20 protein-coding genes are annotated in these 23,279 nt (G+C 61.5%); 12 read left to right on the plus strand and 8 right to left on the minus strand.

Annotated elements, in window-relative coordinates; all coding sequences use genetic code 11:
- Positions 1 to 56: 56 nt before the first annotated feature.
- Positions 57 to 908 carry an EamA family transporter gene (locus CQ041_RS12995; protein ID WP_105524452.1) on the plus strand — a complete coding sequence of 284 codons (852 nt, stop codon included), beginning with the start codon at positions 57 to 59 and terminating at the stop codon, positions 906 to 908.
- A gap of 56 nt (positions 909 to 964) precedes the next feature.
- On the opposite strand, the gene CQ041_RS13000 is transcribed toward CQ041_RS12995, so the two are convergent.
- Positions 965 to 2,506, minus strand: coding sequence for a phosphoenolpyruvate carboxykinase (locus tag CQ041_RS13000; protein ID WP_105524453.1), 1,542 nt, complete (start codon positions 2,504 to 2,506; stop codon positions 965 to 967).
- 179 nt (positions 2,507 to 2,685) lie between these two features.
- Entirely contained in the window at positions 2,686 to 3,588 is a 903-nt protein-coding gene (hslO, locus tag CQ041_RS13005; protein WP_105524454.1) for an Hsp33 family molecular chaperone HslO, read from the minus strand.
- 124 nt (positions 3,589 to 3,712) lie between these two features.
- Between hslO and CQ041_RS13010 the strand changes: the two genes are divergently transcribed.
- Complete coding sequence (locus tag CQ041_RS13010) at positions 3,713 to 4,516, plus strand: phosphatase PAP2 family protein (protein ID WP_105524455.1); 804 nt, start codon at positions 3,713 to 3,715, stop codon at positions 4,514 to 4,516.
- 74 nt (positions 4,517 to 4,590) lie between these two features.
- Here the strand turns inward: CQ041_RS13010 and CQ041_RS13015 are convergent, their stop codons facing one another.
- The gene (locus CQ041_RS13015) at positions 4,591 to 4,998 is read right to left on the minus strand and encodes an RNA-binding S4 domain-containing protein (RefSeq protein ID WP_105524456.1); all 408 of its coding nucleotides are present in this window, start codon (positions 4,996 to 4,998) and stop codon (positions 4,591 to 4,593) included.
- A 331-nt stretch (positions 4,999 to 5,329) separates the two neighbouring features.
- Between CQ041_RS13015 and CQ041_RS13020 the strand changes: the two genes are divergently transcribed.
- Positions 5,330 to 5,779 (plus strand): ATP-dependent zinc protease, encoded by a 450-nt coding sequence (locus tag CQ041_RS13020; RefSeq protein WP_371923017.1) that lies wholly within the window; start codon positions 5,330 to 5,332, stop codon positions 5,777 to 5,779.
- Entirely contained in the window at positions 5,776 to 6,681 is a 906-nt protein-coding gene (rimK, locus tag CQ041_RS13025) for a 30S ribosomal protein S6--L-glutamate ligase (protein WP_003187674.1), read from the plus strand. The genes CQ041_RS13020 and rimK overlap by 4 nt, the downstream gene beginning before the upstream one ends.
- A 78-nt stretch (positions 6,682 to 6,759) precedes the next feature.
- On the opposite strand, the gene CQ041_RS13030 is transcribed toward rimK, so the two are convergent.
- Together CQ041_RS13030 and ompR are read right to left on the minus strand one after the other, a co-directional pair.
- On the minus strand, positions 6,760 to 8,073 hold the full coding sequence (locus tag CQ041_RS13030; protein ID WP_105524459.1) for an ATP-binding protein: 1,314 nt from the start codon (positions 8,071 to 8,073) through the stop codon (positions 6,760 to 6,762).
- A 117-nt stretch (positions 8,074 to 8,190) separates the two neighbouring features.
- Positions 8,191 to 8,931, minus strand: coding sequence for a two-component system response regulator OmpR (ompR, locus tag CQ041_RS13035; RefSeq protein WP_015373500.1), 741 nt, complete (start codon positions 8,929 to 8,931; stop codon positions 8,191 to 8,193).
- A 357-nt stretch (positions 8,932 to 9,288) separates the two neighbouring features.
- On the opposite strand from ompR, the gene CQ041_RS13040 reads away from it, so the two are divergent.
- The 7 genes from CQ041_RS13040 (at position 9,289) to tauD (ending at position 17,446) form a co-directional block, all read left to right on the plus strand.
- Positions 9,289 to 11,622 (plus strand): Tex family protein, encoded by a 2,334-nt coding sequence (locus CQ041_RS13040; protein ID WP_105524461.1) that lies wholly within the window; start codon positions 9,289 to 9,291, stop codon positions 11,620 to 11,622.
- Complete coding sequence (locus CQ041_RS13045) at positions 11,622 to 12,005, plus strand: PaaI family thioesterase (protein ID WP_105524463.1); 384 nt, start codon at positions 11,622 to 11,624, stop codon at positions 12,003 to 12,005. The genes CQ041_RS13040 and CQ041_RS13045 overlap by 1 nt, the downstream gene beginning before the upstream one ends.
- A 214-nt stretch (positions 12,006 to 12,219) precedes the next feature.
- Complete coding sequence (gene gshA / locus CQ041_RS13050; protein ID WP_105524465.1) at positions 12,220 to 13,803, plus strand: glutamate--cysteine ligase; 1,584 nt, start codon at positions 12,220 to 12,222, stop codon at positions 13,801 to 13,803.
- Positions 13,804 to 13,991: 188 nt separating this feature from the next.
- Positions 13,992 to 14,969 (plus strand): taurine ABC transporter substrate-binding protein, encoded by a 978-nt coding sequence (tauA, locus tag CQ041_RS13055; RefSeq protein WP_105524467.1) that lies wholly within the window; start codon positions 13,992 to 13,994, stop codon positions 14,967 to 14,969.
- Positions 14,970 to 14,985: 16 nt separating this feature from the next.
- Positions 14,986 to 15,765: a taurine ABC transporter ATP-binding subunit gene (gene tauB, locus CQ041_RS13060; RefSeq protein WP_017254560.1), complete on the plus strand. Its 780-nt coding sequence runs from the start codon at positions 14,986 to 14,988 to the stop codon at positions 15,763 to 15,765.
- On the plus strand, positions 15,762 to 16,598 hold the full coding sequence (tauC, locus tag CQ041_RS13065) for a taurine ABC transporter permease TauC (RefSeq protein ID WP_105524469.1): 837 nt from the start codon (positions 15,762 to 15,764) through the stop codon (positions 16,596 to 16,598). Before tauB ends, tauC begins: the two co-directional genes overlap by 4 nt.
- Positions 16,599 to 16,609: 11 nt before the next feature.
- Positions 16,610 to 17,446 (plus strand): taurine dioxygenase, encoded by an 837-nt coding sequence (gene tauD / locus CQ041_RS13070; protein WP_105524470.1) that lies wholly within the window; start codon positions 16,610 to 16,612, stop codon positions 17,444 to 17,446.
- Between the two features lie 195 nt (positions 17,447 to 17,641).
- On the opposite strand, the gene mgrA is transcribed toward tauD, so the two are convergent.
- From mgrA to epsC, 3 genes are all read right to left on the minus strand, one after another.
- A complete protein-coding gene (gene mgrA, locus CQ041_RS13075; protein ID WP_105524471.1) occupies positions 17,642 to 18,679 on the minus strand; it encodes an L-glyceraldehyde 3-phosphate reductase in 1,038 nt (345 codons plus the stop codon).
- A 141-nt stretch (positions 18,680 to 18,820) separates the two neighbouring features.
- Positions 18,821 to 20,782: a choline transporter BetT gene (gene betT / locus CQ041_RS13080; protein ID WP_163002060.1), complete on the minus strand. Its 1,962-nt coding sequence runs from the start codon at positions 20,780 to 20,782 to the stop codon at positions 18,821 to 18,823.
- A 401-nt stretch (positions 20,783 to 21,183) separates the two neighbouring features.
- Positions 21,184 to 22,110 carry a serine O-acetyltransferase EpsC gene (gene epsC, locus CQ041_RS13085; RefSeq protein ID WP_105524475.1) on the minus strand — a complete coding sequence of 309 codons (927 nt, stop codon included), beginning with the start codon at positions 22,108 to 22,110 and terminating at the stop codon, positions 21,184 to 21,186.
- A gap of 167 nt (positions 22,111 to 22,277) precedes the next feature.
- Between epsC and CQ041_RS13090 the strand changes: the two genes are divergently transcribed.
- The gene (locus tag CQ041_RS13090) at positions 22,278 to 23,273 is read left to right on the plus strand and encodes a D-cysteine desulfhydrase (protein WP_105524477.1); all 996 of its coding nucleotides are present in this window, start codon (positions 22,278 to 22,280) and stop codon (positions 23,271 to 23,273) included.
- Positions 23,274 to 23,279 lie beyond the last annotated feature (6 nt).

Genomic DNA, 23,279 nt, shown 5'->3' on the forward strand with positions numbered 1-23,279 from the left:
TGCGCTAACCTGGCGAGCGGCGCACAAAACAACAAGGACCTTACATGGACGTAACAATGGGCCTGCTGGCTGCCCTGCTCTGGGGCGGTACGGACTTCCTCGTGGGCCTCAACGCCCGCGCCGTTGGCGTAAAGCGTGCGGTGTACTTCGGCCAAGCCCTCGGCTTCCTGATCATGACCCTGCTGCTGGTCGTCTTCCCTGCCTTCCTGTTTAAATCCCTTGATGCTGCATTGAGCGTCTGGCTGCTGGGCATGGTGGCCGCCCTACTCACCGTCTCCGGCGCCCTCGCGCTGTCCAAGGCCTTCGCCCTGGGCAAAGCCGCCATCGTCGCGCCACTGGTGACGTCCTACGGCGTAGTCACCACGCTGCTGTCATGGGCCAGCGGTGAACACATTAGTCTCGTTCAACTCGGCTGCATCGCCCTCTGCGTCATCGGCGTGACCCTTTCCAGCATCCACAAGGACAACGGCGTCCCTCACAACAACCCACAGCTGTCCATCGCCTACGCCATGCTCGCAGCAACGCTGTACGGCACCAGTTTCTGGTTGCAAGGGCGATACACACTGCCGGCGCTGGGGCCGATCACCATGTTGTGGCTGGGTTACCTGGTGGGCCTGTGCGTATTGGTGGTGATGGTGCTGAAGATCAAGGACGGCCTGAAAATCCCGCCGCTGAAAAACTGCGCGACATTGACCGGCGCAAGCCTGATGAACCTGGGCGGGTTCTCTGCATTTTCATGGGGGGCGATGGCGGGCTCGGTGTCGGTAGTGACGGTGATCAGTACGCTGTCGGGGGGGATTGCGGCGATTCTGGGGTTTGTGTTTTTCAAGGAGCGGTTATCGGCGGTGCAGGTGTTGGGGGTGGTGCTGGTATTGGTCGGCGCAGTGGTTTTGCACATCGTCGATTGACCTTTCGCGCATAAAAAAGCCGCCCAAAGAGGCGGCTTTTTCACAACACGCGTGTCTTACAACTTAGGACCCGCAGCCATGATTGCATCGCTCACTTCAAACTTCTTGAAGTTCTCGATGAACAAGCCGGCCAGTGCCTTCGCCGCTTCGTCGTAGGCAGCCTTGTCAGCCCAGGTGTTACGTGGGTTCAACAGGCCTGTCTCAACGCCCGGAACGGCCAGTGGCACGTCGAGGTTGATGGTGTCGAGGTGTTCGGTTTCAGCACCGATCAACGCGCCGCTCTGGATCGCTGCGATCACGCCGCGAGTGGTCGGAATGTTGAAGCGGTTGCCGACGCCGTAGCCGCCGCCGGTCCAGCCGGTGTTGACCAGGTAGACCTTGGAGCCGAAGCCGCGGATGCGCTTGATCAGCAGTTCAGCGTATTCGCCAGCCGGACGCGGGAAGAACGGTGCGCCGAAGCAGGTGGAGAAGGTCGACTTGATGCCGCCGCCGGAACCCATTTCGGTCGAGCCCACCAGGGCGGTGTAGCCGGACAGGAAGTGGTAGGCCGCTTGCTCTTCGCTGAGGATCGACACAGGTGGCAGTACGCCGGTCAGGTCGCAGGTCAGGAAGATCACCGCGTTTGGCTCGCCGCCCAGGTTCTGTTCGGAACGCTTGGCAACGTGCTCCAGCGGGTAGGCGGCGCGGCTGTTCTGGGTCAGGCTGACGTCGGTGTAGTCGGCGTGCTTGGCATCGTCGATCACCACGTTTTCCAGCACGGCGCCGTGCTTGATGGCTTTCCAGATGACCGGCTCGTTCTTCTCGGAGAGGTCGATGCACTTGGCATAGCAACCGCCTTCGATGTTGAACACCACGCCTTCGCCCCAGCCGTGTTCGTCGTCACCGATGAGGTAACGGCTTTCGTCAGCGGACAGGGTGGTTTTACCGGTGCCCGACAGACCGAAGAACAGGGTCACGTCGCCCGCTTCGCCAATGTTGGCGGCGCAGTGCATCGGCAGTACGTCGGAGGCTGGCAGCAGGAAGTTCTGCACCGAGAACATGGCCTTCTTCATCTCACCGGCGTAACGCATGCCGGCGATCAGCACTTTTTTCTGTGCGAAGTTGAGGATCACGCAACCATCGGAGTTGGTGCCGTCACGCTCTGGCACGCACTCGAAGTTGGCCACGTTAAGCACTTGCCATTCTTCGCGACCGGCCGGGTTGTACTGGGCCGGGTTGATGAACAGGCAGCGACCGAACAGGTTCTGCCAGGCAGTCTGGGTGGTCATTTTCACGGCGAGGTAGTGGTCTTCGGCCGCGCCTACGTGAACGTGGGAAACGAAATGCTCTTGCGCGTTGTTGAAGGCCTCGACGCGAGCCCACAGGGCATCGAACTTGTCGGCCGGGAACTTGCGGTTGATCGGGCCCCAGGCAATGGCGTCCTGGGTGGTTGGCTCTTCAACGATGAAACGGTCGACTGGCGAACGACCGGTACGGTGACCGGTTTCTACGACCAGCGCGCCAGTATCGGCAAGCACGCCTTCACCGCGCTGCAGGGCTTCTTTGACCAGATCGTCAACACTCAGATCGGTGTATACGGCGTTATTGGCTTGCGTCATTAGGTTCCCCGTCGGCCTATGGCCGAGTGCTCCAAACGTTTTGTAGTAGAAAGTTGCGCACTACTACCGCGAAAAAAGTGGGCCGGATTATGCCAGAAAAGCCCAAAAAGAGTAGGGCCCTCCCGTCAGAACTGCGCTAATCCGGCGTTTGTCAGGTGATTTACCTGTGCTTAAACGTTTTAGTGGCGGGTGTCCGAAGGGGTGTCGATGCCTGCTCCAGCGAACAATTGCACTACATCGGCCGCATCGAACAAGTAACGCTGGTTGCAGAACTGGCAGTCGATCTCGATATTGCCGCCGTGCTCCACCACCAAAGCCTGCGCATCTTCAAGGCCCAGGCTGACCAGCGCGTTGCCCGAACGCTCGCGCGAGCAGCTGCAATTGAAGCGCAGGGTCTGGGCATCGAACAGGCGCACGGCCTCTTCGTGGTAGAGGCGGTGCAGGATGGTTTCGTTGCTCAGGCCCAGCAGTTCCTCAGCGGTCAGGGTGCCGGCCAGGGCCGTGAGGCTGCGCCAGCTTTCGGCGCGCTCATCGTCGTCCTTGATGCGGTCAGCCGGCAGTTGCTGCAGGAGCAGGCCACGGGCGCGATGGCCATCGGCGTTGAGCCAGAACTTGGTGCCCACTTGCTGGGACATCACGAAATAGTTGGTGAAGCAGTCCGACAGGGTGTCGCCGTCGAGGTCGACGATACCTTGATAACGTTGGCCCACGGTCGGGTCGACGGTGAGGGCCAGTACGCCGTTGGGCATCAGGTCGGCCAGGGTAGCGTCCGGAGCAATCAAGTCCGCTTCGTAACGGGCCAGGCCACGGATTTCGCGCTCGCTGGAGCATTCGATCATCAGCAACGGAATCGGGCCTTCGGAGCGCGCCTGCAGGATCAGCAAACCATCGAACTTCATGGTGCCCACCAGCAGCGCCGCAGCCGCCATCAGCTCACCGAGCAGTTGTGCGACCGGCTCCGGATAAGCGTGCTTGGCCAGGACTTCGGCATAGCTGCGCTCCAGCGAGACCATTTCGCCACGGGCGTCGCTCTCGTCGAAGATGAAGCGTTGGGTGAAGTCGGTATCCGGTAGATCAGTCATAGGTCTGGGTATCTGAATTGATGACAAAATGATTACAAGGTTTATAAAATTAAACGCTTTAGCACCACTGTGGTGCGGCTTTTCTCCTGGATGGCGGAGAGTTTTAGAGCGATGAGGACAGTTTATGAACAATCCGGGTTTGTTCCAAGCCAAGTGGAACCTCGGGCGATGGGCCGCTTGCAATCTATTGGCGATCGGACTGCTGCTTTTCTGGCTGTGGCCCACGGGCCAGATGCTGTGTGTGGTTTTCGACGAATGGCTGTTTCATCTGCTCAATGACCCGCTGGCGAGCAGCTCGGCATGGCTGCATGTGTGGGCCGTGGCCAGCCTGCGACCTTTCGACGCAGTGGTTGGCGTGATTCTGCTGACGTTGCTGATTCGCGGCGACTGGGTGTTCAAGGCCGTGCAGGTCCGCCAGGCGCTGTTCGGATTTGTCGCCATCCTGCTGTTGCTGTTGTTCATACGCATGCTGTTTTCCAAGCTCGCGGCGTCGATGGGTTGGCAGCACAGCAGCCCGTCGATGGTGATCAGCGGGGCGATCCAAATGAGCGACTATTTCCCGGGGCTGGAAAAAACCTGGGAACTGAAGGACCGCTCGAGCCAGAGCTTCCCGGGCGATCACGCCTCGGTGCTGTTGATCTGGGGGATGTTCATGACGGTATTTGCCAAGCGCATCGGCCAGATACTGGTGATCTGGGGCCTGGCGCTGCTGTTCATGATGCCGCGCCTGGTCGCCGGCGCGCATTGGGGCCAGGATGATTACATCGGCGGTGTATTGCTGGCGCTGCTGGCCCTGGGCTGGGGCTATTACACGCCGTTTGCGGCCAAGGTGTCGGGCCTGTTGTTGCGAGCGACAGCACCGGTGTTCACGTTGATGAGCCATTTGCCCGTCGTCGGACGACTGAACGTCGTGCGCACAGCCGCATGACGATGCAGGCCTACTGTGGGAGCGAGCCTGCTCGCTTCCACAGTTGATCTCCCTGGGACTGAAGGCCCGGGCAATCAGTCATCATTGCCGCTGCCGCGAAACTTGAACAGGTCACGGCGCTGCTTCTTGCTCGGCTTGCCATCGGTACTCAAGCCCATGGCACCGGCCTTGCGCATCGCCGCCGCATTCTCGCGCCTGGCGATGCTGGCGTCGGTCTCTGCGTACAATGCCTGCGCTTCAGGCGCGCCACGGCGCACGATGGAAAGTGCCTGAACCACGATGGTTTTTTCGTCAAACCCTGTACGAATCTGGAACTCATCTCCGACGCGCGGTTCCTTGCCCGGCTTGCAGCGTTCACCGCGATGGTGCACTTTGCCGCTCTCGATGGCGGCCTTGGCCAGGGCACGGGTTTTGTAGAAGCGCGCAGCCCACAACCACTTGTCCAACCGGACTTTTTCTTCCTCTTCCTGCTTTTGAGCCACTTGAATTCCTCGCTCTGAAAAATGTCGCAACTTTACCGTTGAAACCCTTCGACGCATAAACCTCAAGGCTCACCTAAGATACGCCAGGCGCCACGCGATTTGCGCGGTTTTGCACCGCGATGACTGATTGATCAAGCCCGCAAGATATCTGTCGCCATTTGCCGGATATTCTGCGTGAATACCGCGAATTCAGCACCGAACCCTCGGCCATGATTCGGGGATTGTCACACGCTGTGCGCAGTTGGACGTTACTGTCCTCGACGACTACGAAACATTTCTGAATGACCGGTTACTCATATTGAAGACATTTGACCATTTGACCGTTGTCGGTCTGCGTGAGTGGGTGGCACTTCCCGACTTGGGAGTGGCTGGCCTGCGGGCGAAGATCGACACCGGTGCCAGCACCTCGAGCCTGCACGCCACCGATATCGAGCCGTTTGAGCGCGACGGTGAGCAGTGGGTGCGCTTTACCGCGCACTTGGGCAGCGTGGTGCAACTGCGTCACCGCCGCTGCGAAGCGCCCCTGGTGACGATGAAAACCATCAAGAGCTCCAATGGTCATGCGCAGGTGCGCTATGTGATCAGCACCACCCTGGCGCTGGGTGATCGGGTATGGCGGGTGGAGTTTACCCTGGCCTGCCGCAAAGCCATGCGTTACCGCCTGTTGCTGGGCTCCAAGGCGCTGGTTGACGGCCAATTGGTGGTCAGTCCAGGCGTCAAGTACGTTCAAGACAAGCCGGTGTTCCCGGTCTCTACTATTTCTGCCCCAGGTGCTGCATGAAGATTGCTGTGCTGTCGCGAAACCCGCGTCTGTATTCCACCCGCCGCCTGGTTGAGGCCGGCACCGAACGTGGCCACGAAATGGTGGTGATCGACACGTTGCGGGCCTACATGAACATCGCCAGCCACAAGCCGCAGATCCATTATCGGGGCAAGCCGCTCGAGGGCTTCGATGCGGTGATCCCGCGGATCGGGGCTTCGGTGACGTTTTATGGCTGCGCGGTGCTGCGCCAGTTTGAAATGATGGGGGTCTTTCCCCTGAACGAGTCCGTGGCCATCGCGCGCTCACGGGACAAACTACGCTCGCTGCAATTGCTCTCACGCCGGGGCATCGGCCTGCCGGTGACCGGCTTTGCCCACTCGCCTGACGACATCCCCGACCTGATCGAGATGGTCAACGGCGCGCCGCTGGTGATCAAGGTGCTGGAAGGCACCCAGGGTATTGGCGTGGTGCTGTGCGAAACCGCGACGGCCGCCGAGTCGGTGATTGAAGCCTTCATGGGCCTCAAGCAGAACATCATGGTGCAGGAATACATCAAGGAAGCCGGCGGCGCGGATATTCGCTGCTTTGTGGTGGGCGACAAAGTGATTGCCGCGATGAAGCGTCAGGCCAAGCCAGGCGAGTTCCGTTCCAACCTGCACCGTGGTGGCAGCGCCAGCCTGATCAAGATCACCCCGGAAGAGCGCATGACTGCGCTGCGAGCGGCCAAGGTGATGGGCTTGAGCGTGGCGGGTGTGGATATCCTGCGTTCCAACCACGGGCCACTGGTGATGGAGGTGAATTCATCCCCAGGCCTGGAAGGGATCGAGACCACCACCGGCAAGGACGTGGCGGGGATCATCATTCAGCATCTGGAGAAAAATGGTGGGCCGAATATGACTCGGACCAAGGGTAAGGGTTGATAAAAACCAGCGTTTCAAACACTGCAAAATCAATGTGGGAGGGGGCTTGCCCCTCCCACATTTGTGCAGTGCTGTTGGTTATACCGCGTCTCTAGGCAACATCAGCCCCAGCGGCAGGCGCACCCGCGCTTCCAGGCCGCCGTCTTCACGGTTGCGCAACTCGACATTGCCGCCGTGCATCGACGCAATCCGCCGCACAATCGCCAACCCCAGGCCAGTGCCTTTACCCCCACGGGCCCGGTCGCCACGGGTAAACGGGTTGAAGATGCCTTCCAGCTCTTCGGGATCGATTCCCGCACCCCGGTCCAGCACGCTCAGCACCACATACGGCGCCGCACTGTCACCGGACACGTACGCCGCCACTTCCACCTCGGAACCGGCGTGGTGCAAGGCATTGCCGATCAGGTTGTTCAACAGGCGCTTCATCGAGATCCGACGCAACGCAAACGGCTGGATGGGTTCCAGGCGCATGCGCACCTGCTCGCCATTCTGGTTGTAGGGCGCAACCACCTCACGCACCAACTCCGTCAGGTCAACCTCTTCGACCACCTCATCACGACCATCGCGGATAAACGCCAGGAACTGGTCGAGAATCGCGTCCATGTCCTCGATGTCGCGCACCATGTCATCGGTGAGGTCGTTGTGATTGCCCATCAACTCCAGGGACAAGCGCAATCGCGTCAGCGGCGTGCGCAAGTCATGGGACACTCCCGCCAGCATCAGCTCGCGTTCGCGCCCGGCCTGTTCGACGTCCTCCGCCATCTGATTGAACGCGCCATACACCTCGGTCATCTCGCTGGGGGTGTCACTGACCGGCAGTCGCACACTGCGACCCTGGCCCAGTTGGCGGGCGGCAAACACCAGGCGTTTGAGCGGTTGGTTGAGCTGGCGGACAAAAATCCAGGCCGATGCGGTGGACAGCAACCCAATCGCCAGGAACCACCCCAGCACGTTCCAGATCTTCTGCCCCCTGAGCGGATGCGGATACAGCGGCACCTTCAGCCAGTCTTCACCCAGGCTCGGCGCGCGCACCCACAACGCCGGCGACACATGCATGCGCAGTCGCACCTCGGTGTCGTCACCCAGCTCGGCCTGCATCTGACGCTGGTAGATCTCGCTGTAGGGCCAATGTTGTTCGCCCTCGGGCACACCGGCACCGGCAACCCGCACCAGCGTCGCGGCCTTGGCGATCTTCTCGCGATTTTCGGGATCGGCCGCCCAATAGGCGCGCAGCGTCAGGGCGACGCCGTGGCTGTACTGTCGATCCACCAGCACGTCTTCGTTCATCAGCAGATAAACCAGCGTGAGGGCCTTGGAAAACAGCACGACGATGAGCACCAGCCAAAGGGTGCGAGAGAAAAAACTTTGCGGGAACCACAACGGGGTTTTCATAGAAGACTGCTAGACACCTTGCAGGAACGAGCGGTGCTCGCAGAATTGCAGACGCCGGACATCCCGTCGACCCTCATGGAGTCAAACGCCAGGATGCCCGCCGATGCAAATCATCGGTCACTTGGTGGCGGTGCCATCCGGCACAAACACATAGCCTACGCCCCACACCGTCTGGATGTAGCGCGGTTTGGACGGATCCGGCTCGATCATCCGGCGCAGTCGGGAAATCTGCACGTCGATCGAACGCTCCAGAGCGTCCCATTCCCGGCCGCGGGCCAGGTTCATCAGCTTGTCGCGGGTCAACGGTTGGCGGGCATTCATCACCAGCGCCTTGAGTACGGCGAACTCACCCGTGGTGAGCATGTGCACTTCATCGCCACGCTTGAGTTCACGGGTGGCCAGCGACAGCTCGTAATCACCAAAGGTGACGCTTTCGTCTTCGCTGCCCGGTGCGCCTGGAACCGGCGGAGCCTGGCGACGCAATACAGCCTTGACCCGTGCCATCAGCTCGTCCGGGTTGAACGGCTTGGCCAGGTAGTCATCGGCGCCAAGCTCCAGGCCCTTGATACGGCTCAGCTCGTCGCCCTTGGCGGTGAGCATGATGATCGGAATCTGGTTGTTCGCGCCGCGCAGGCGTTTGCAGGCGGTCAGGCCGTCTTCGCCGGGCAGCATCAGGTCGAGGACGACCAGGTTGAATACTTCACGCCCCAACAGGCGGTCCATCTGCTCGGTGTTCGGCACCGCGCGGGCACGGTAGCCCTTGGAGTTGAAGAACCGCTCCAGCAGGCTGCTCAGCCCCGGATCGTCATCAACGATGAGAATTTTTTCGCCTTCAGCAGTTTGTGCAGTGCTGCTCATTGGATGCTCCTCTTATCTCGGCGCGCATTATGGCGTAGCTGCCGTTATACGCACCGTGTGCATTGTTAGCAGATTTTTCCTCTACTGCCAGCGAAGCCGCGCCCTGCAACCGCCGGTGCAGTACCCCCCAAGGACAGAACGCTGGTTATAATGCGGCGCCTTCGTGCAGGGCAACATCAGATTGTTGCCGTCTACTGCCGGGCTTTTTTTTACCCGTTTGTCGTGATTATTTCGATTTCGAGGGTCAATAGGCTGCCTCTTGACCCAGGCAGCGGCGCCAGTCGGGCCGCTCAACCAGCCTTGCCGGGCCTTGTTTTCCGGGCCTGCGAGCTGATTTTCAGAATTTCAGGTGGTTTTATGGACAGCATCAACAGCCGCATTGCCGAGGAACTCGGCGTACGCCCACAACAGGTCGAAGCGGCCGTCGCTCTACTGGATGAAGGCTCCACGGTGCCCTTCATCGCCCGTTACCGTAAAGAAGTGACCGGCAGCCTCGACGACACTCAACTGCGTCACCTGGAAGAGCGCCTGCGCTACCTGCGAGAACTCGACGAACGGCGTATCAGCATCCTCGCCAGCATCGAGGAGCAGGGCAAACTGACGCCGCAACTCGAGCGCGACATCAAGCTCGCCGACACCAAGACCCGCCTCGAAGACCTTTACCTGCCGTACAAACAGAAGCGCCGCACCAAGGGCCAGATCGCCCTGGAAGCCGGTCTGGGCGAGCTGGCCGACGGCCTGTTCAACGACCCGTCGCTGACCCCGGACACCGAAGCCGCACGCTTCATCGACGCCGAGAAAGGTGTCGCCGACGTGAAGGCCGCCCTCGAAGGCGCCAAGTACATCCTCATGGAGCGCTTCGCCGAGAACGCCAGCCTGTTGGAAAAACTGCGCACCTACCTCAAGCAGGAAGCCATCCTCAGTGCCCGCGTCATTGCCGGCAAAGAGGAAGAAGGCGCCAAGTTCCGCGACTACTTCGAACACGACGAGCCGCTCAAAAGCATGCCGTCCCACCGTGCACTCGCGATTTTCCGCGGCCGCAACGAAGGCATCCTGAGCTCCGCGCTCAAAGTCGGCGACGAGCTGCCGGGCACCATGCACCCGTGCGAGGGCATGATCGGTCAACAGTTCGGCATCCAGAATCAGAACCGTCCTGCGGACAAGTGGCTGGGTGAAGTCGTGCGCTGGACCTGGAAGGTCAAGCTCTACACGCATCTGGAAACCGACCTGCTCGGCGAGCTGCGTGACGGCGCCGAAACCGAGGCGATCAACGTGTTCGCCCACAACCTGCACGACCTGCTGCTGGCCGCGCCGGCCGGCCCGCGTGCCACCCTGGGCCTCGACCCGGGCCTGCGTACCGGCTGCAAGGTCGCCGTGGTTGACTCCACTGGCAAGCTGCTGGACCACGCCACCGTGTACCCGCACGTGCCGCACAACAAATGGGACCAGACCCTGGCCATCCTGGCCGCGCTGTGTGCCAAGCACGCCGTGGACCTGATCGCCATCGGCAACGGCACCGCCAGCCGCGAGACAGACAAACTGGCCGCCGAGCTGATCAAAAAATACCCGGCCATGAAGATGACCAAGGTCATGGTCTCCGAAGCCGGCGCGTCGGTGTACTCGGCGTCGGAACTGGCGTCCAAGGAATTCCCGGACCTCGACGTGTCGATCCGTGGCGCGGTGTCCATCGCTCGTCGCCTGCAGGATCCGTTGGCCGAACTGGTGAAGATCGACCCTAAATCCATCGGCGTCGGCCAGTACCAGCACGACGTGTCGCAGCTGAAGCTGGCGCGCGGCCTGGATGCGGTGGTGGAAGACTGCGTAAACGCCGTGGGCGTGGACGTGAACACCGCCTCCGTGGCGCTGCTGGCGCGTATCTCCGGCCTGAATGCCACCCTGGCACAAAACATCGTCACCCACCGCGACGAGAACGGTGCATTCAAGACCCGCGCCGCGCTGAAAAAAGTCGCACGCCTGGGCGAAAAAACTTTCGAACAAGCCGCCGGCTTCCTACGCGTGATGAACGGTGACAACCCGCTGGATTCTTCCGCCGTCCACCCGGAAGCCTACCCGCTGGTCCAACGCATCGCTGCCGAGACCGACCGCGACATCCGCTCGCTGATCGGCGACGCCGCATTCCTCAAGCGCCTGGACCCGAAGAAGTACACCGACGAGACCTTTGGTGTGCCGACCATCACCGACATCCTGCAAGAACTGGAAAAACCCGGCCGCGACCCGCGTCCCGAGTTCAAGACTGCCGAGTTCCAGGACGGCGTCGAAGACCTCAAGGACCTGCAACTGGGCATGATCCTCGAAGGCGTGGTGACCAACGTGACCAACTTCGGCGCCTTTGTGGATATCGGCGTGCATCAGGACGGTTTGGTGCATATCTCTGCGCTTTCGGAGAAATTCATCAAGGACCCGCGTGAAGCGGTGAAGGCCGGTGACGTGGTCAAGGTCAAGGTCATGGAAGTCGACATCCCGCGCAAACGCGTCGGCCTGTCGATGCGCATGAGCGACACCCCCGGGGAGAAAATCGACGGTGCCCGTGGTGCCCGCCCGGGCTCCGCGCCACGCCAGTCGCAAAACCGCTCTGACAGTGCACCGCGCAAGGAAACCGCCACCTCTGCACCGAGCAACAACGCCATGGCCTCGCTGTTCGCCAACGCCAAGCAGTTGAAGAAGCGCTGATGGAGATCCCGGCCGGCTTGACCCAGAGCGCCTTCAGCGAACTGATCGGCTGCCGCCTGCAACGCCTTGAAGAAGGCGTTGCCGAGGTGGCCCTGACCCTGGAGCCGCACCTGCGCAACCGCGCGGGCAAGCTCCATGGCGGGGCGATTTTCAGCCTGGTGGACATCACCATGGGCCTGGCCTGCTCCAGCGCCCACGGGTTCGACCAGCAGAGCGCAACCATCGAATGCAAGATCAACTACATCCGCGCCGTCGAAGACGGTGACGTGCTGTGTACCAGCCGGGTGATTCATGCCGGCCGACGCACACTCGTCGTCGAAGCGGACGTGTACCAGGGCGACAGACTTGTCGCAAAAGCACAGGGCACCTTCGCTGTCCTATAGCTCCCCACCCTCGATTTGAGTTAATTTCGGCGCTGTACAAACAGCGTCGGAATTTTCTCGCTGCGCTGTAGCCCAATTCATGGAGTGAAGTCGGCTTTTACAGAGCGGATCAAATCGACTCTTAACCAGGCGAAAACGCCAGTTTTAACTTCACCCTTGTAGACCGTCTTGCCCACCCCCATATTGGGGCGACTGACGCGTGAAGGAATCCAACTTGAGCGAACTTCTCAACCGCCGCCTGGCCCTGCTCGGCAAGCGCGAACACCTCTCCCTGCTAGAGCACTGCTTGCACGGCATCGAGCGCGAATGCCTGCGCGTCACCGCTGAGGGTCGCCTGGCACAAACGCCGCATCCCGAAGCGCTGGGCGCCGCGTTGACCCACGAGCAAATCACCACCGACTATTCCGAGTCGCTGCTGGAGTTCATCACGCCGGCCCTGCCCAACCCAGCCGATACCCTGGGCAGCCTCGACAAGATCCACCGCTTTGCCTACACCAAACTCGGCAGCGAATACCTGTGGAGCCCATCGATGCCGTGCCCGTTGCCGGCCGAGGAAGACATTCCGATTGCCTACTACGGCACTTCCAATATCGGACAGCTCAAGTACGTGTATCGCAAGGGCCTGGCCCTGCGTTACGGCAAGACCATGCAGTGCATCGCCGGCATCCACTACAACTTTTCCCTGCCGGAACAGTTGTGGCCGTTGCTCAAGGAAACGGAAGGATTTGTCGGCACCGACCGCGACTTCCAGTCCACGTCCTACATCGCGCTGATCCGTAACTTCCGGCGCTACAGCTGGCTGTTGATGTACCTGTTCGGCGCCTCGCCGGCCCTGGACGCCGGCTTCCTGCGCGGTCGTTCGCACCAGCTCGAGGTACTGGACGCCGACACGCTGTACCTGCCGTATGCCACCAGCCTGCGCATGAGCGACCTCGGCTACCAGAGCAACGCCCAGGCCGAACTCACACCGTGCTACAACGATCTGGACAGCTACACCGACAGCTTGCGTGAAGCAGTGGCAACGCCCTACGCGCCTTACGTCGAAATCGGCACCCATCAGGACGGTGAGTGGGTGCAGCTCAACACCAACATCCTGCAGATTGAAAACGAGTACTACTCCAATATCCGTCCCAAGCGCGTGACCTACACCGGCGAGCGGCCGATCCAGGCGCTGGTGGCCCGTGGCATCCAGTACATCGAAGTGCGTTGCCTGGACATCAACCCGTTCCTGCCGATGGGCATCGACCTGCCGGAATCGCGCTTCCTCGATGCCTTCCTGCTGTACTGCGCGCTGAACGACAGCCCGTTGTTCGCCGACAACGAGTGCGGCAATGCCACCACCAACTTCCTCAGCGTGGTCAAGGAAGGTCGCCGTCCGGGCCTGCAATTGCAGCGCGAAGGTGCGCCGGTGGACATGAAGGAATGGGCCACCGAGCTGTTGGAAAAGATCGCGCCGCTGGCCGCCTTGCTTGATGAGAGCCACGGCATCAGTGAGCACAGCCAGGCGCTTGACGCCCAGTTGGCCAAGGTCCGCGACGCGTCGCTGACCCCATCGGCCCAGGTATTGGCGGCAATGGCTGAGCGCAAAGAGAGTTTCGCGCAGTTCTCCCTGCATCAGAGCCAGCTGCATGCCGAGCATTTCCGCAAGGAACCGTTGCCGGCGCAAGAGCAGGCACACTTTGAAGAACTGGCGCGCAAATCGCTGGAACAGCAGGCGGAGTTGGAGCGCAACGAAGTGGGCGATTTCGACGTTTTTGTCGGCTCGTACCAGGCAAGCATCCTGGCCATCAGCAACTGATCTTGTTGAAAGGGGGCCAGATGTGGGAGGGGGATTGCCACCTCCCACATTGCCCGCATTTCAATGAAGGATCGACGCTCACTGTTCTTCTCATAAGCTAATTCGAAAACGTTATTTATTTTCGGATTCTTAGATCATTTAGTCTCCTCACACGCCGACCCTCGGCCGCCTGATTGAGGAGCTTCCCCTTGAAACTGCTTACCCCTCTGCGCCTATTGGCCGCATTGTCACTGGCCGGTGCCAGCCTGTTTGCCCAGGCGGCGGATGTGACCATTGCTTACCAGACCACCGTGGACCCGGCCAAAGTGGCCCAGGCCGACGGCGCGTATGAAAAAGCTACTAACGCCACGATCAACTGGCGCAAATTCGACAACGGCGCCGATATCATCGCCGCCATCGCGTCCGGCGACGTGCAGATCGGCTACCTCGGTTCCAGCCCGTTGACCGCGGCCATCACCCGCAAAGTGCCGGTGGAAACCTTCCTCGTGGCCACCCAGATCGGCGGTGCCGAAGCGCTGGTGGCGCGCAACGGTTCGGGGATCAACAGCCCACAAGACCTGATCGGCAAGAAGATCGCCGTGCCGTTCGTTTCCACCGGCCACTACAGCCTGCTCGCCGCGCTGAAGCACTGGAACATCGATCCCTCCAAAGTCACCGTCCTCAACCTCGCACCGCCGGCCATCATTGCCGCCTGGAAACGCGGTGATATCGACGCCACCTACGTATGGGACCCCGCCCTGGGTGTCGCCAAGGAAAACGGCAAGGTGCTGATCACTTCCGGCGAACTGGCCAAGTTCGGCGCGCCGACCTTTGACGCCTGGATCGTGCGTAAGGATTTTGCCGAGAAGCACCCGGAAATCGTCACCGCCTTCGCCAAGGTCACGCTGGATGCCTACGCCGCGTACCGCAAAGACCCACAAGCCTGGCTCGCCGACAAAGGCAACGTCGACAAGCTGGTGAAGCTCTCCGGCGCCAAGGCTGCTGACATCCCCTTGCTGCTGCAAGGCAACGTCTACCCGCTGGCCGCTGACCAAGTGACCCTGCTGGGCGCCCCGACCACCAAGGCCGTGACCGACACCGCCGCGTTCCTCAAGGAACAGGGCAAGGTCGAGGCCGTGCTGCCGGACTACGCGCCTTACGTCAGCGCCAAGTTCATTACCAACTGATCAGGAGTTCATTGCGATGGCCTTGCTACAACTGGAGCGCATCAGCGCACAGTACCCAGGCGCCACAGAACCGGTACTGTCAGACATTTCAATCGACCTGGGGCCCCAGCAATTGCTGGTGGCCCTCGGCCCGTCCGGCAGTGGCAAGACTTCGCTGTTGAACCTGATTGCCGGTTTTGTCGAACCCTCCGCCGGGCGCATCACCCTCGACGGCGTGCCGGTCAAAGGCCCCAGCGCCGAACGCGGCGTGGTGTTCCAGGACGACGCCTTGCTGCCCTGGCAGGATGTGCTGGCCAACGTCGGCTTCGGCCTGGAGCTGGCCGGTGTACCCAAGGCTCAGCGCGAAGTACGCGCCCGGGAAATGCTCGCGTTGGTCGACCTCGCCGGGTTCGACAGCCGTCGCATCTGGCAACTGTCCGGCGGCCAGAAGCAACGCGTCGGCCTGGCCCGCGCCCTGGCGGCTGACCCACGGGTACTGCTGATGGACGAACCTTTCGGCGCCCTCGATGCCTTCACCCGCGAACAGATGCAGGAGTTGCTGCTGCAAGTGTGGCGGCGCACGGCCAAGCCGGTGTTCCTGATTACCCATGACATCGAAGAAGCGGTATTTCTCGCCACTGACCTGATCCTGCTCGCGCCCAACCCCGGCCAGATCGTCGAACGCCTGAGCCTGGACTTCGGCCAACGCTACGCCGCCGGTGAATCGGCGCGGGCGATCAAGTCCGACCCGCGCTTTATCGAAACCCGCGAACACGTGCTGGGCAAAGTGTTCTCCCAACGGCAGGTGTCCGCATGAGCAGCTATGAACTTCCCGTCTCAGCCGCCAAGCCGGCGGTGCATGCGGTTATCCCGGTACGTCGCCGCTTGAGCACGCGCTGGATCAGCGTGCTGACCCTGGTCGCGTTGCTGGCCCTCTGGTGGGCCGTGACCGCCACCGGCTTGATCGAGCCGCTGTTCCTGCCGCCACCGTCCGCCGTGCTGCAAAAAGGCTGGCTGCTGGCGACCTCGGGGTACATGGATTCCACCCTGTGGCAGCATTTGGGCGCGAGCCTGAGCCGCATCGGCCTGGGCCTGGGCTTTGCGGTGCTGACCGCCGTGCCGGTGGGAATCGCCATCGGCTCCAACCGTATCGCCCGTGGCATTCTCGACCCGCTGATCGAGTTCTACCGCCCAATCCCGCCATTGGCCTACTTGCCGCTGATCGTGATCTGGTGCGGCATTGGCGAGCTGTCCAAGGTGCTGCTGATTTACCTGGCGATCTTTGCGCCGATTGCCATCGCCACGGCGACCGGTGTGCGCACGGTGGACCCGGCCAAGCTGCGCGCGGCGCAGTCGTTGGGCGCCACCCGGGCCCAGTTGATTCGTCATGTGATCCTGCCGAGCGCCTTGCCCGACATCCTCACCGGCGTGCGCATCGGGCTGGGCGTGGGCTGGTCCACCCTGGTGGCGGCCGAATTGATCGCGGCCACCAGCGGCCTGGGGTTCATGGTGCAGTCGGCGGCGCAGTTCCTGGTCACTGACGTGGTGGTGCTGGGCATCCTCGTCATCGCCCTGATCGCCTTCGCCATGGAAATGGGCCTGCGTGCCCTGCAGCGTAAATTAGTGCCGTGGCATGGCCAGGCACACTGAGTGAGAACCGCATGAGCAGCCTGACCGTTACCCCCATCAGCACCGCATTGGGCGCCCTGATCAGTGGCGTCGACATCACCCAGCCGCTGAACCTTGAACAGCGCGACGCCATCGAGCAGGCGTTGCTCACCCACTCGGTGCTGTTCTTCCGTGGCCAAGCCATCAACCCGCAACAGCAAGCGCGGTTCGCGGCGAACTTCGGCGACCTGCACATCCACCCGATCTACCCCAATGTGCCGGAACAGCCTGAAGTGCTGATCCTCGACACTGCCGTGACCGATGTGCGCGACAACGCCGTCTGGCACACCGACGTGACCTTCCTGCCCACCCCGGCGCTGGGCGCGGTGCTCAGTGCCAAGCTGTTGCCGGCGTTTGGCGGCGATACGCTGTGGGCCAGCGGGATTGCGGCGTATGAGGCGCTGTCGGCGCCGTTGAAGCGCTTGCTCGACGGTTTGACGGCAACACACGACTTCACCAAATCCTTTCCGCTGGAGCGCTTTGGCAACACCGCCGAAGACCTGGCGCGCTGGGAAGAAACCCGCAGGAAGAACCCGCCGCTGTCCCACCCGGTGGTGCGCACGCACCCGGTGAGTGGGCGCAAATCGCTGTTCGTCAGTGATGGGTTCACCACCAAGATCAATGAACTTGAGCCGGCGGAAAGCGAGGCAATTCTGAAGTTGTTGTTCGCCCACGCGACACGCCCGGAGTTCACCATCCGCTGGCGCTGGCAGGAGAACGACGTGGCATTCTGGGACAACCGCGTCACGCAGCATTACGCGGTGGATGACTACCGGCCGCAACGGCGGGTGATGCACCGGGCGACCATTCTGGGCGACGTACCGTTCTAGAGAGGGGCGCAACTCAAGTGTGGGAGGGAGCTTGCCCCCGATTGCGGTGGAGCAGCTAGGGATAAGCTGACTGATCCACCGCCATCGGGGGCAAGCCCCCTCCCACACTGATCAGGTTGTACTCGCTTTCTTCGCCACGCTAGCCACCGAATGTGGGAGAGGCAAGCCCCTCTCACATTGACTGAGTTCTACGGGTTATTCAGCGCTGGATGGCTTTTCCCACAGGTTGATCCCGCCTTCCTGGGCGAAGCGGTCGATCTCTGCCAGTTCCTCGGCACTGAAGCTCAGGTTCTGCAACGCACCGACGTTCTCGATGATCTGCTCTGGCCGGCTCGCACCGATCAGGGCGCTGGTCACGCGTGGATCGCGCAAGGTCCAAGCCAAAGCCAGTTGCGCCAGGCTCTGGCCGCGGCCCTTGGCGATTTCATTGAGGGCCCGCACGTGAGCAATGTTGGCCTCGGACAAGTGCTGGGCCTGCAACGAACCACCACCCGGACGATTCACGCGCGCATCCGCGGGCACGCCGTTGAGGTATTTATCCGTCAGCAAGCCCTGAGCCAGCGGCGTGAACGCGATCACCCCGGCGCCGAGTTCTTCGGTGGTGTCGAGCAGGTCTTTCTCTACCCAGCGGTTGAGCAGGTTGTAAGCCGGCTGGTGGATCAGCAACGGGACTTTCCACTCGTTGAGCAGGGCGGCGATTTCGCGGGTTTTCACCCCCGAATACGACGAGATGCCGATGTACAACGCCTTGCCTTGCTGCACCGCAGTCGCGAGGGCGCTGGCGGTTTCTTCCAGCGGGGTGTCGGGGTCAAAACGGTGGGAGTAGAAGATGTCCACGTAATCAACGCCCAGGCGTTGCAGGCTCTGGTCCAGGCTGGCCAGGATGTATTTGCGCGAACCGCCGCCCTGGCCGTAAGGGCCTGGCCACATGTCCCAACCGGCCTTGCTGGAGATGATCAGTTCATCGCGGTAGTGCTTGAAATCTTCGCGCAGCAAACGGCCGAAATTGATCTCGGCGCTGCCATACGGCGGGCCATAGTTGTTGGCCAAATCGAAGTGGTTGATACCGTGATCGAACGCCGTGCGCAACAGGGCACGCTGGGTCTCGATCGGGGTGCTGTCGCCAAAATTGTGCCACAGCCCCAGGGACAGTGCAGGCAGCACCAATCCACTGCGGCCAACGCGGCGATACGGAATAGATTCATAGCGGTTTTCGGCTGCAATGTACGTCATCGAATCCTCTCTGGGCATGGGGCAAATAAGCCCTGGGAATAACCTTATTCCCAGGGCTTTTAACCCGCTGAATCGCTTAAGTCTGCCTCTTCCTTTTACAGCAAAGGCCTACGTGAGAGGAACGGTTTTGCCGCACATTACTCAGCGCACCAGGTGCAGGAACTGCAGATGCCGCTCGTACTGGTCGAGGATGTCGTTGATGATCTGCTCCTTGGTGTAGCCCACCAGGTCGTAGTCCTGGCTGCCCTCCGCCAAGTGCACTTCGGCGCGGTAATAACGGCGGTTGTTGATCTCCTTGGAGCCCATGCCGCCACGGGCGAATGACGGCGTGAAGTAACCGCGCATCTGCACCTGGTAGATGAACGGGTGTTCCTCGCCGTGGCCGATCTCCAGGCTGACGCTGTCATTGGACGGGTCGGGCTGGGTGACCACATTCAGGCCCTTCTCGACGAACACCGCCGTGACTTCTTCAATCGCCGGGCGCACCGTCGATTCGAGGAAACGGTACACCTCATCCCGCGACGGGAAATGCACGGCCTGGCTCAAGCGCTGGCGCCAGCCGCCACGGCCTCTGCGCGACGCCGACACAGGTGCCAGCGAATGCAATTGCGCAATCTGCTTCTGGGATTCGAGGTAGAACGCCTTGTGCAGCCCCCACATCATCAGTAGCAAAATCATCGAGAACGGCAACGAGGTCAGCACCACCGCTGACTTCAGCGAGTCGATGCTGCCGGCAAACAGCAAGGCGCTGGTGACCAGCCCGGTCATCACACCCCAGAACACGCGCAGCCATTTCGGCCCGTCTTCGTCGGCGTTGCCGCCCTTGGACGACAGGGTCGAGAGCACCACGGTGCCGGAGTCGGCCGAGGTCACGAAGAACACGAAGCTGATGAACACTGTCACCGCGATCACGGTCTTGGCCCACGGGTAGGTTTCCAGCAGCAGGTACAGGCTCATCGACGGGTTATCGATGGCCGACTGCCCCAGGGCAGCCATGCCGTGGTTGAGCACCTGGTCGATGGCGCTGTTGCCGAAGATCGACATCCACGCCAGGGTGAAACCCAGCGGGATCAGCAGCACGCCGAACACGAATTCGCGAATGGTACGGCCACGGGAAATCCGCGCAATGAACAGGCCTACGAACGGCGACCATGCAATCCACCAGGCCCAATAGAACACCGTCCAGCCGCCCAGCCAGTCGCTGGGTTTGTCGTAGGCGTACACGTCGAAACTCTTGGTCGGCAACGCGCCGAGGTAGTCGCCGAGGTTCTGGATCAGGGTGTTGAGCAAGTGTTGGGTGGGGCCTGCAAACAACACGAACAGCAGCAGCGCACAGGCCAGCAGCATGTTGATGTCGGACATCACCCGCACGCCCTTGTCGACGCCGGCCACCGCGACAATGATCGCGGCGCCCATCATCAGCGTGATCAGGCCGACCTGGATCCACTGGGTGTGAGCGATGCCGAACAGGTAGTCCAGGCCGGAATTGAGGTGCAGCACCCCGAAGCCCATGTCCGCCCCCAGGCCGAACACCGTGGCGATGATACCGAAGCCATCCACCGCATAGCCGATAGGGCCGTTGATGCGCTTGCCGATCAGCGGGTACAGCGCCGAACGCAGTGCCAGCGGCAGGTTATGCCGATAAGCAAAATACGCCAGGGCCATGCCCACGAACGCGAACACGCCCCAGCCATGCAGGCCCCAGTGCAGAAACAGGATCTGCATGGCCTGGCGCGCGGCGTCGGCGTTCATCGGTGCGCCTTGAGGCGGTTGCACCAGGTGCGTCAGCGGTTCGGAAACGCAGAAGAAAAACAGCGTGATGCTGATCCCGGCGGCGAACAGCATGCCGGCCCAGGACAGGTAACTGAATTCGGGCTCGTCGTGGTCGGCACCGAGTTTTATCTTGCCGTAGCCCGATAACGCGGTGACCACCACGAAGACCAGATACAGGGTCATCGCCAGCATGTAGTACCAGCCGACCGTATTGGCCGCCCAGTTTTGCGCCGCCAGCAACCAGGCACCCGCCTGCTGGGGGATCGCGATGACCGTGACACCGAACAGCAAAATGAAGGTTGCAGCGAAGTAGAAGACCGGCGCATTCATGCGCACCAGGCCGCTGGGTGGGGTGGACGATGCACTCATGAACGATGCACCCCGAGGGTGAGGGATATGGCTGTAGAAAACGGACTCAGCAAAGGTAAGCCTCCTGTTGTGAGCGGGCAGCGAACCACCGGGTTTAACTTGAACGAGTGTTCAAGTTAAACATGGATAGGCGGTCTGGGACTAATCGCAGGGCTGAGTGGTAGGTAATTCCTACACTAGCTCAAGGAAAGGTATGACGGATGAAGATGACAAATCGTTCAGCTATTGCTGACTAAAATTGGAACGCGATCAAACGGTGGGAGGGGGCTTGCCCCGATGAGGGCGTGTCAGCCTACCCATGAGTGAATGACACACCGCAATCGTGAGCAAGCCCCCTCCCACAGCGGATTTGTAGAGGTCTGCTATTTTTGCGTACCGTCATCATGTTGCAGATTGGCCTGGGTGATGTTCGCTCCCGCCGGCACGCTGCGGGTCAGCCACACGTTGCCGCCGATGGTCGAGCCCTGGCCGATGGTGATGCGCCCCAGAATCGTCGCGCCGGCGTAGATCACCACGTCGTCTTCCACGATCGGGTGACGCGGATGGCCCTTCTGCAACTGCCCGTCTTCATCCGCCGGGAAGCGCTTGGCGCCGAGGGTCACGGCTTGGTAGATACGCACGCGCTCGCCGATGATCGCGGTCTCGCCAATCACCACGCCGGTCCCGTGGTCGATAAAGAAACTCGGGCCGATCTGCGCGCCGGGGTGGATGTCGATGCCGGTGGCCGAATGGGCGATTTCCGCGCTGATCCGCGCCAACAGCGGCAGGCCGGCGCGGTACAGGTGGTGGGCGAGGCGATGGTGAATCACCGCCAGGATGCCGGGGTAGCACAGCAGCACTTCATCGACGCTGCGCGCGGCCGGGTCGCCGTGGTAGGCAGCCAGTACGTCGGTGTCCAGCAGACTGCGCAGGGACGGTAGCGCCAGGGCGAAATCCTGGATCAGGCGGATGGCCAGGGCATCGACTTCGCTGTCATCCCTGGCGCCTTGGCGTGCGGCGTAGCGCAGCTCAAGGCGTGCCTGGGCGAGCAGGGCGTTTAGCGCAACGTCCAGGGTGTGGCCGACGTAGAAGTCTTCACTTTCCTCGCGCAAATCCACCGGCCCCAGGCGCATGGGGAACAGTGCACCGCAGAGCGACTCGAGGATCTGCGCCACCGCCTCGCGGGACGGCAATTCGCGACCGCCGTGCTCGCCGCTCAATCGGCCATTGCGCGTTCGCCACTGGTCCCGCGCACCGCGCAGTTGGCTGACGATGGTCTGTAATTGCCAATGGCTGGAACGCTCACTCACGGTTTTCACTCCTGACGAAATGCCCATCACTTTACGGTATGCACCCGCGCCGCTCTTAAGAACCAATGGTGCGATGCTAAGAACCATCGGGCATAACGCGATTGACGGTTGCCCGATGAAAAGTGCCTGCCTATAGTCGCCCCATCACTTCATCACCGTGCGTAGCCATGATCAAACAACAGCTCGACCGCTTTAACCGTCTGGAACTGCTGGGCGGCGCCACTGCCCTGGAAAAACTCGAGCGGCTGTCGGCCTGGTTGGGCAGGGATATCTACGTCAAGCGCGACGACACCACGCCACTGGCAATGGGCGGCAATAAACTGCGCAAACTCGAATACCTCGCCGCCGATGCCATCGCTCAGGGTGCCGATACCCTGGTGACCGCCGGCGCGATCCAATCCAACCACGTGCGCCAGACCGCCGCCCTCGCCGCCAAGCTCGGGCTGGGCTGCGTGGCGTTGCTGGAAAACCCCACCGGTACCGAAGACCCCAACTACCTGGGCAACGGTAACCGCCTGCTGTTGGAACTGTTCGATACCAAGGTGGAGCTGGTGGAGAACCTCGACAACGTCGACGACCAGCTCAACGCCCTCGCCGACCGCCTGCGCAGCAACGGCAAAAAGCCGTACCTGGTGCCCATCGGCGGCTCCAACGCCCTCGGCGCCCTGGGTTATGTGCGTGCGGGCCTTGAGTTGGCCGCGCAGATCGAAGACAGCGGGCTTGAATTTGCTGCCGTCGTGCTGGCCTCCGGCAGCGCCGGCACCCACAGCGGTTTGGCGCTGGCGTTGAGCGAAGCGCTGCCGGATCTGCCGGTGATCGGGGTCACCGTGTCGCGCACTGAAGAGGCGCAGTTTCCCAAGGTACAAGGTTTGGCTGAACGCACCGCCGAGTTGCTCGGTGTGGCGATTCCCGAAGCGTTCAAAGTGATCCTGTGGGACGAATATTTCGGCCCGCGCTACGGCGAACCGAACGCCGGCACCCTTTCGGCGGTCAAGTTACTGGCGAGCCAGGAAGGCCTGCTGCTGGACCCGGTCTACACTGGCAAGGCCATGGCGGGGTTGTTGGATGGCATCGGCCGCCAGCGCTTTGAGGATGGGCCGATTATTTTCCTGCATACCGGCGGGGCACCGGCGTTGTTTGCCTATGACTCAGTCTTCAACTGAGGGAAC

The organism is Pseudomonas sp. MYb60 (assembly GCF_002979555.1).
Taxonomy (GTDB): domain Bacteria; phylum Pseudomonadota; class Gammaproteobacteria; order Pseudomonadales; family Pseudomonadaceae; genus Aquipseudomonas.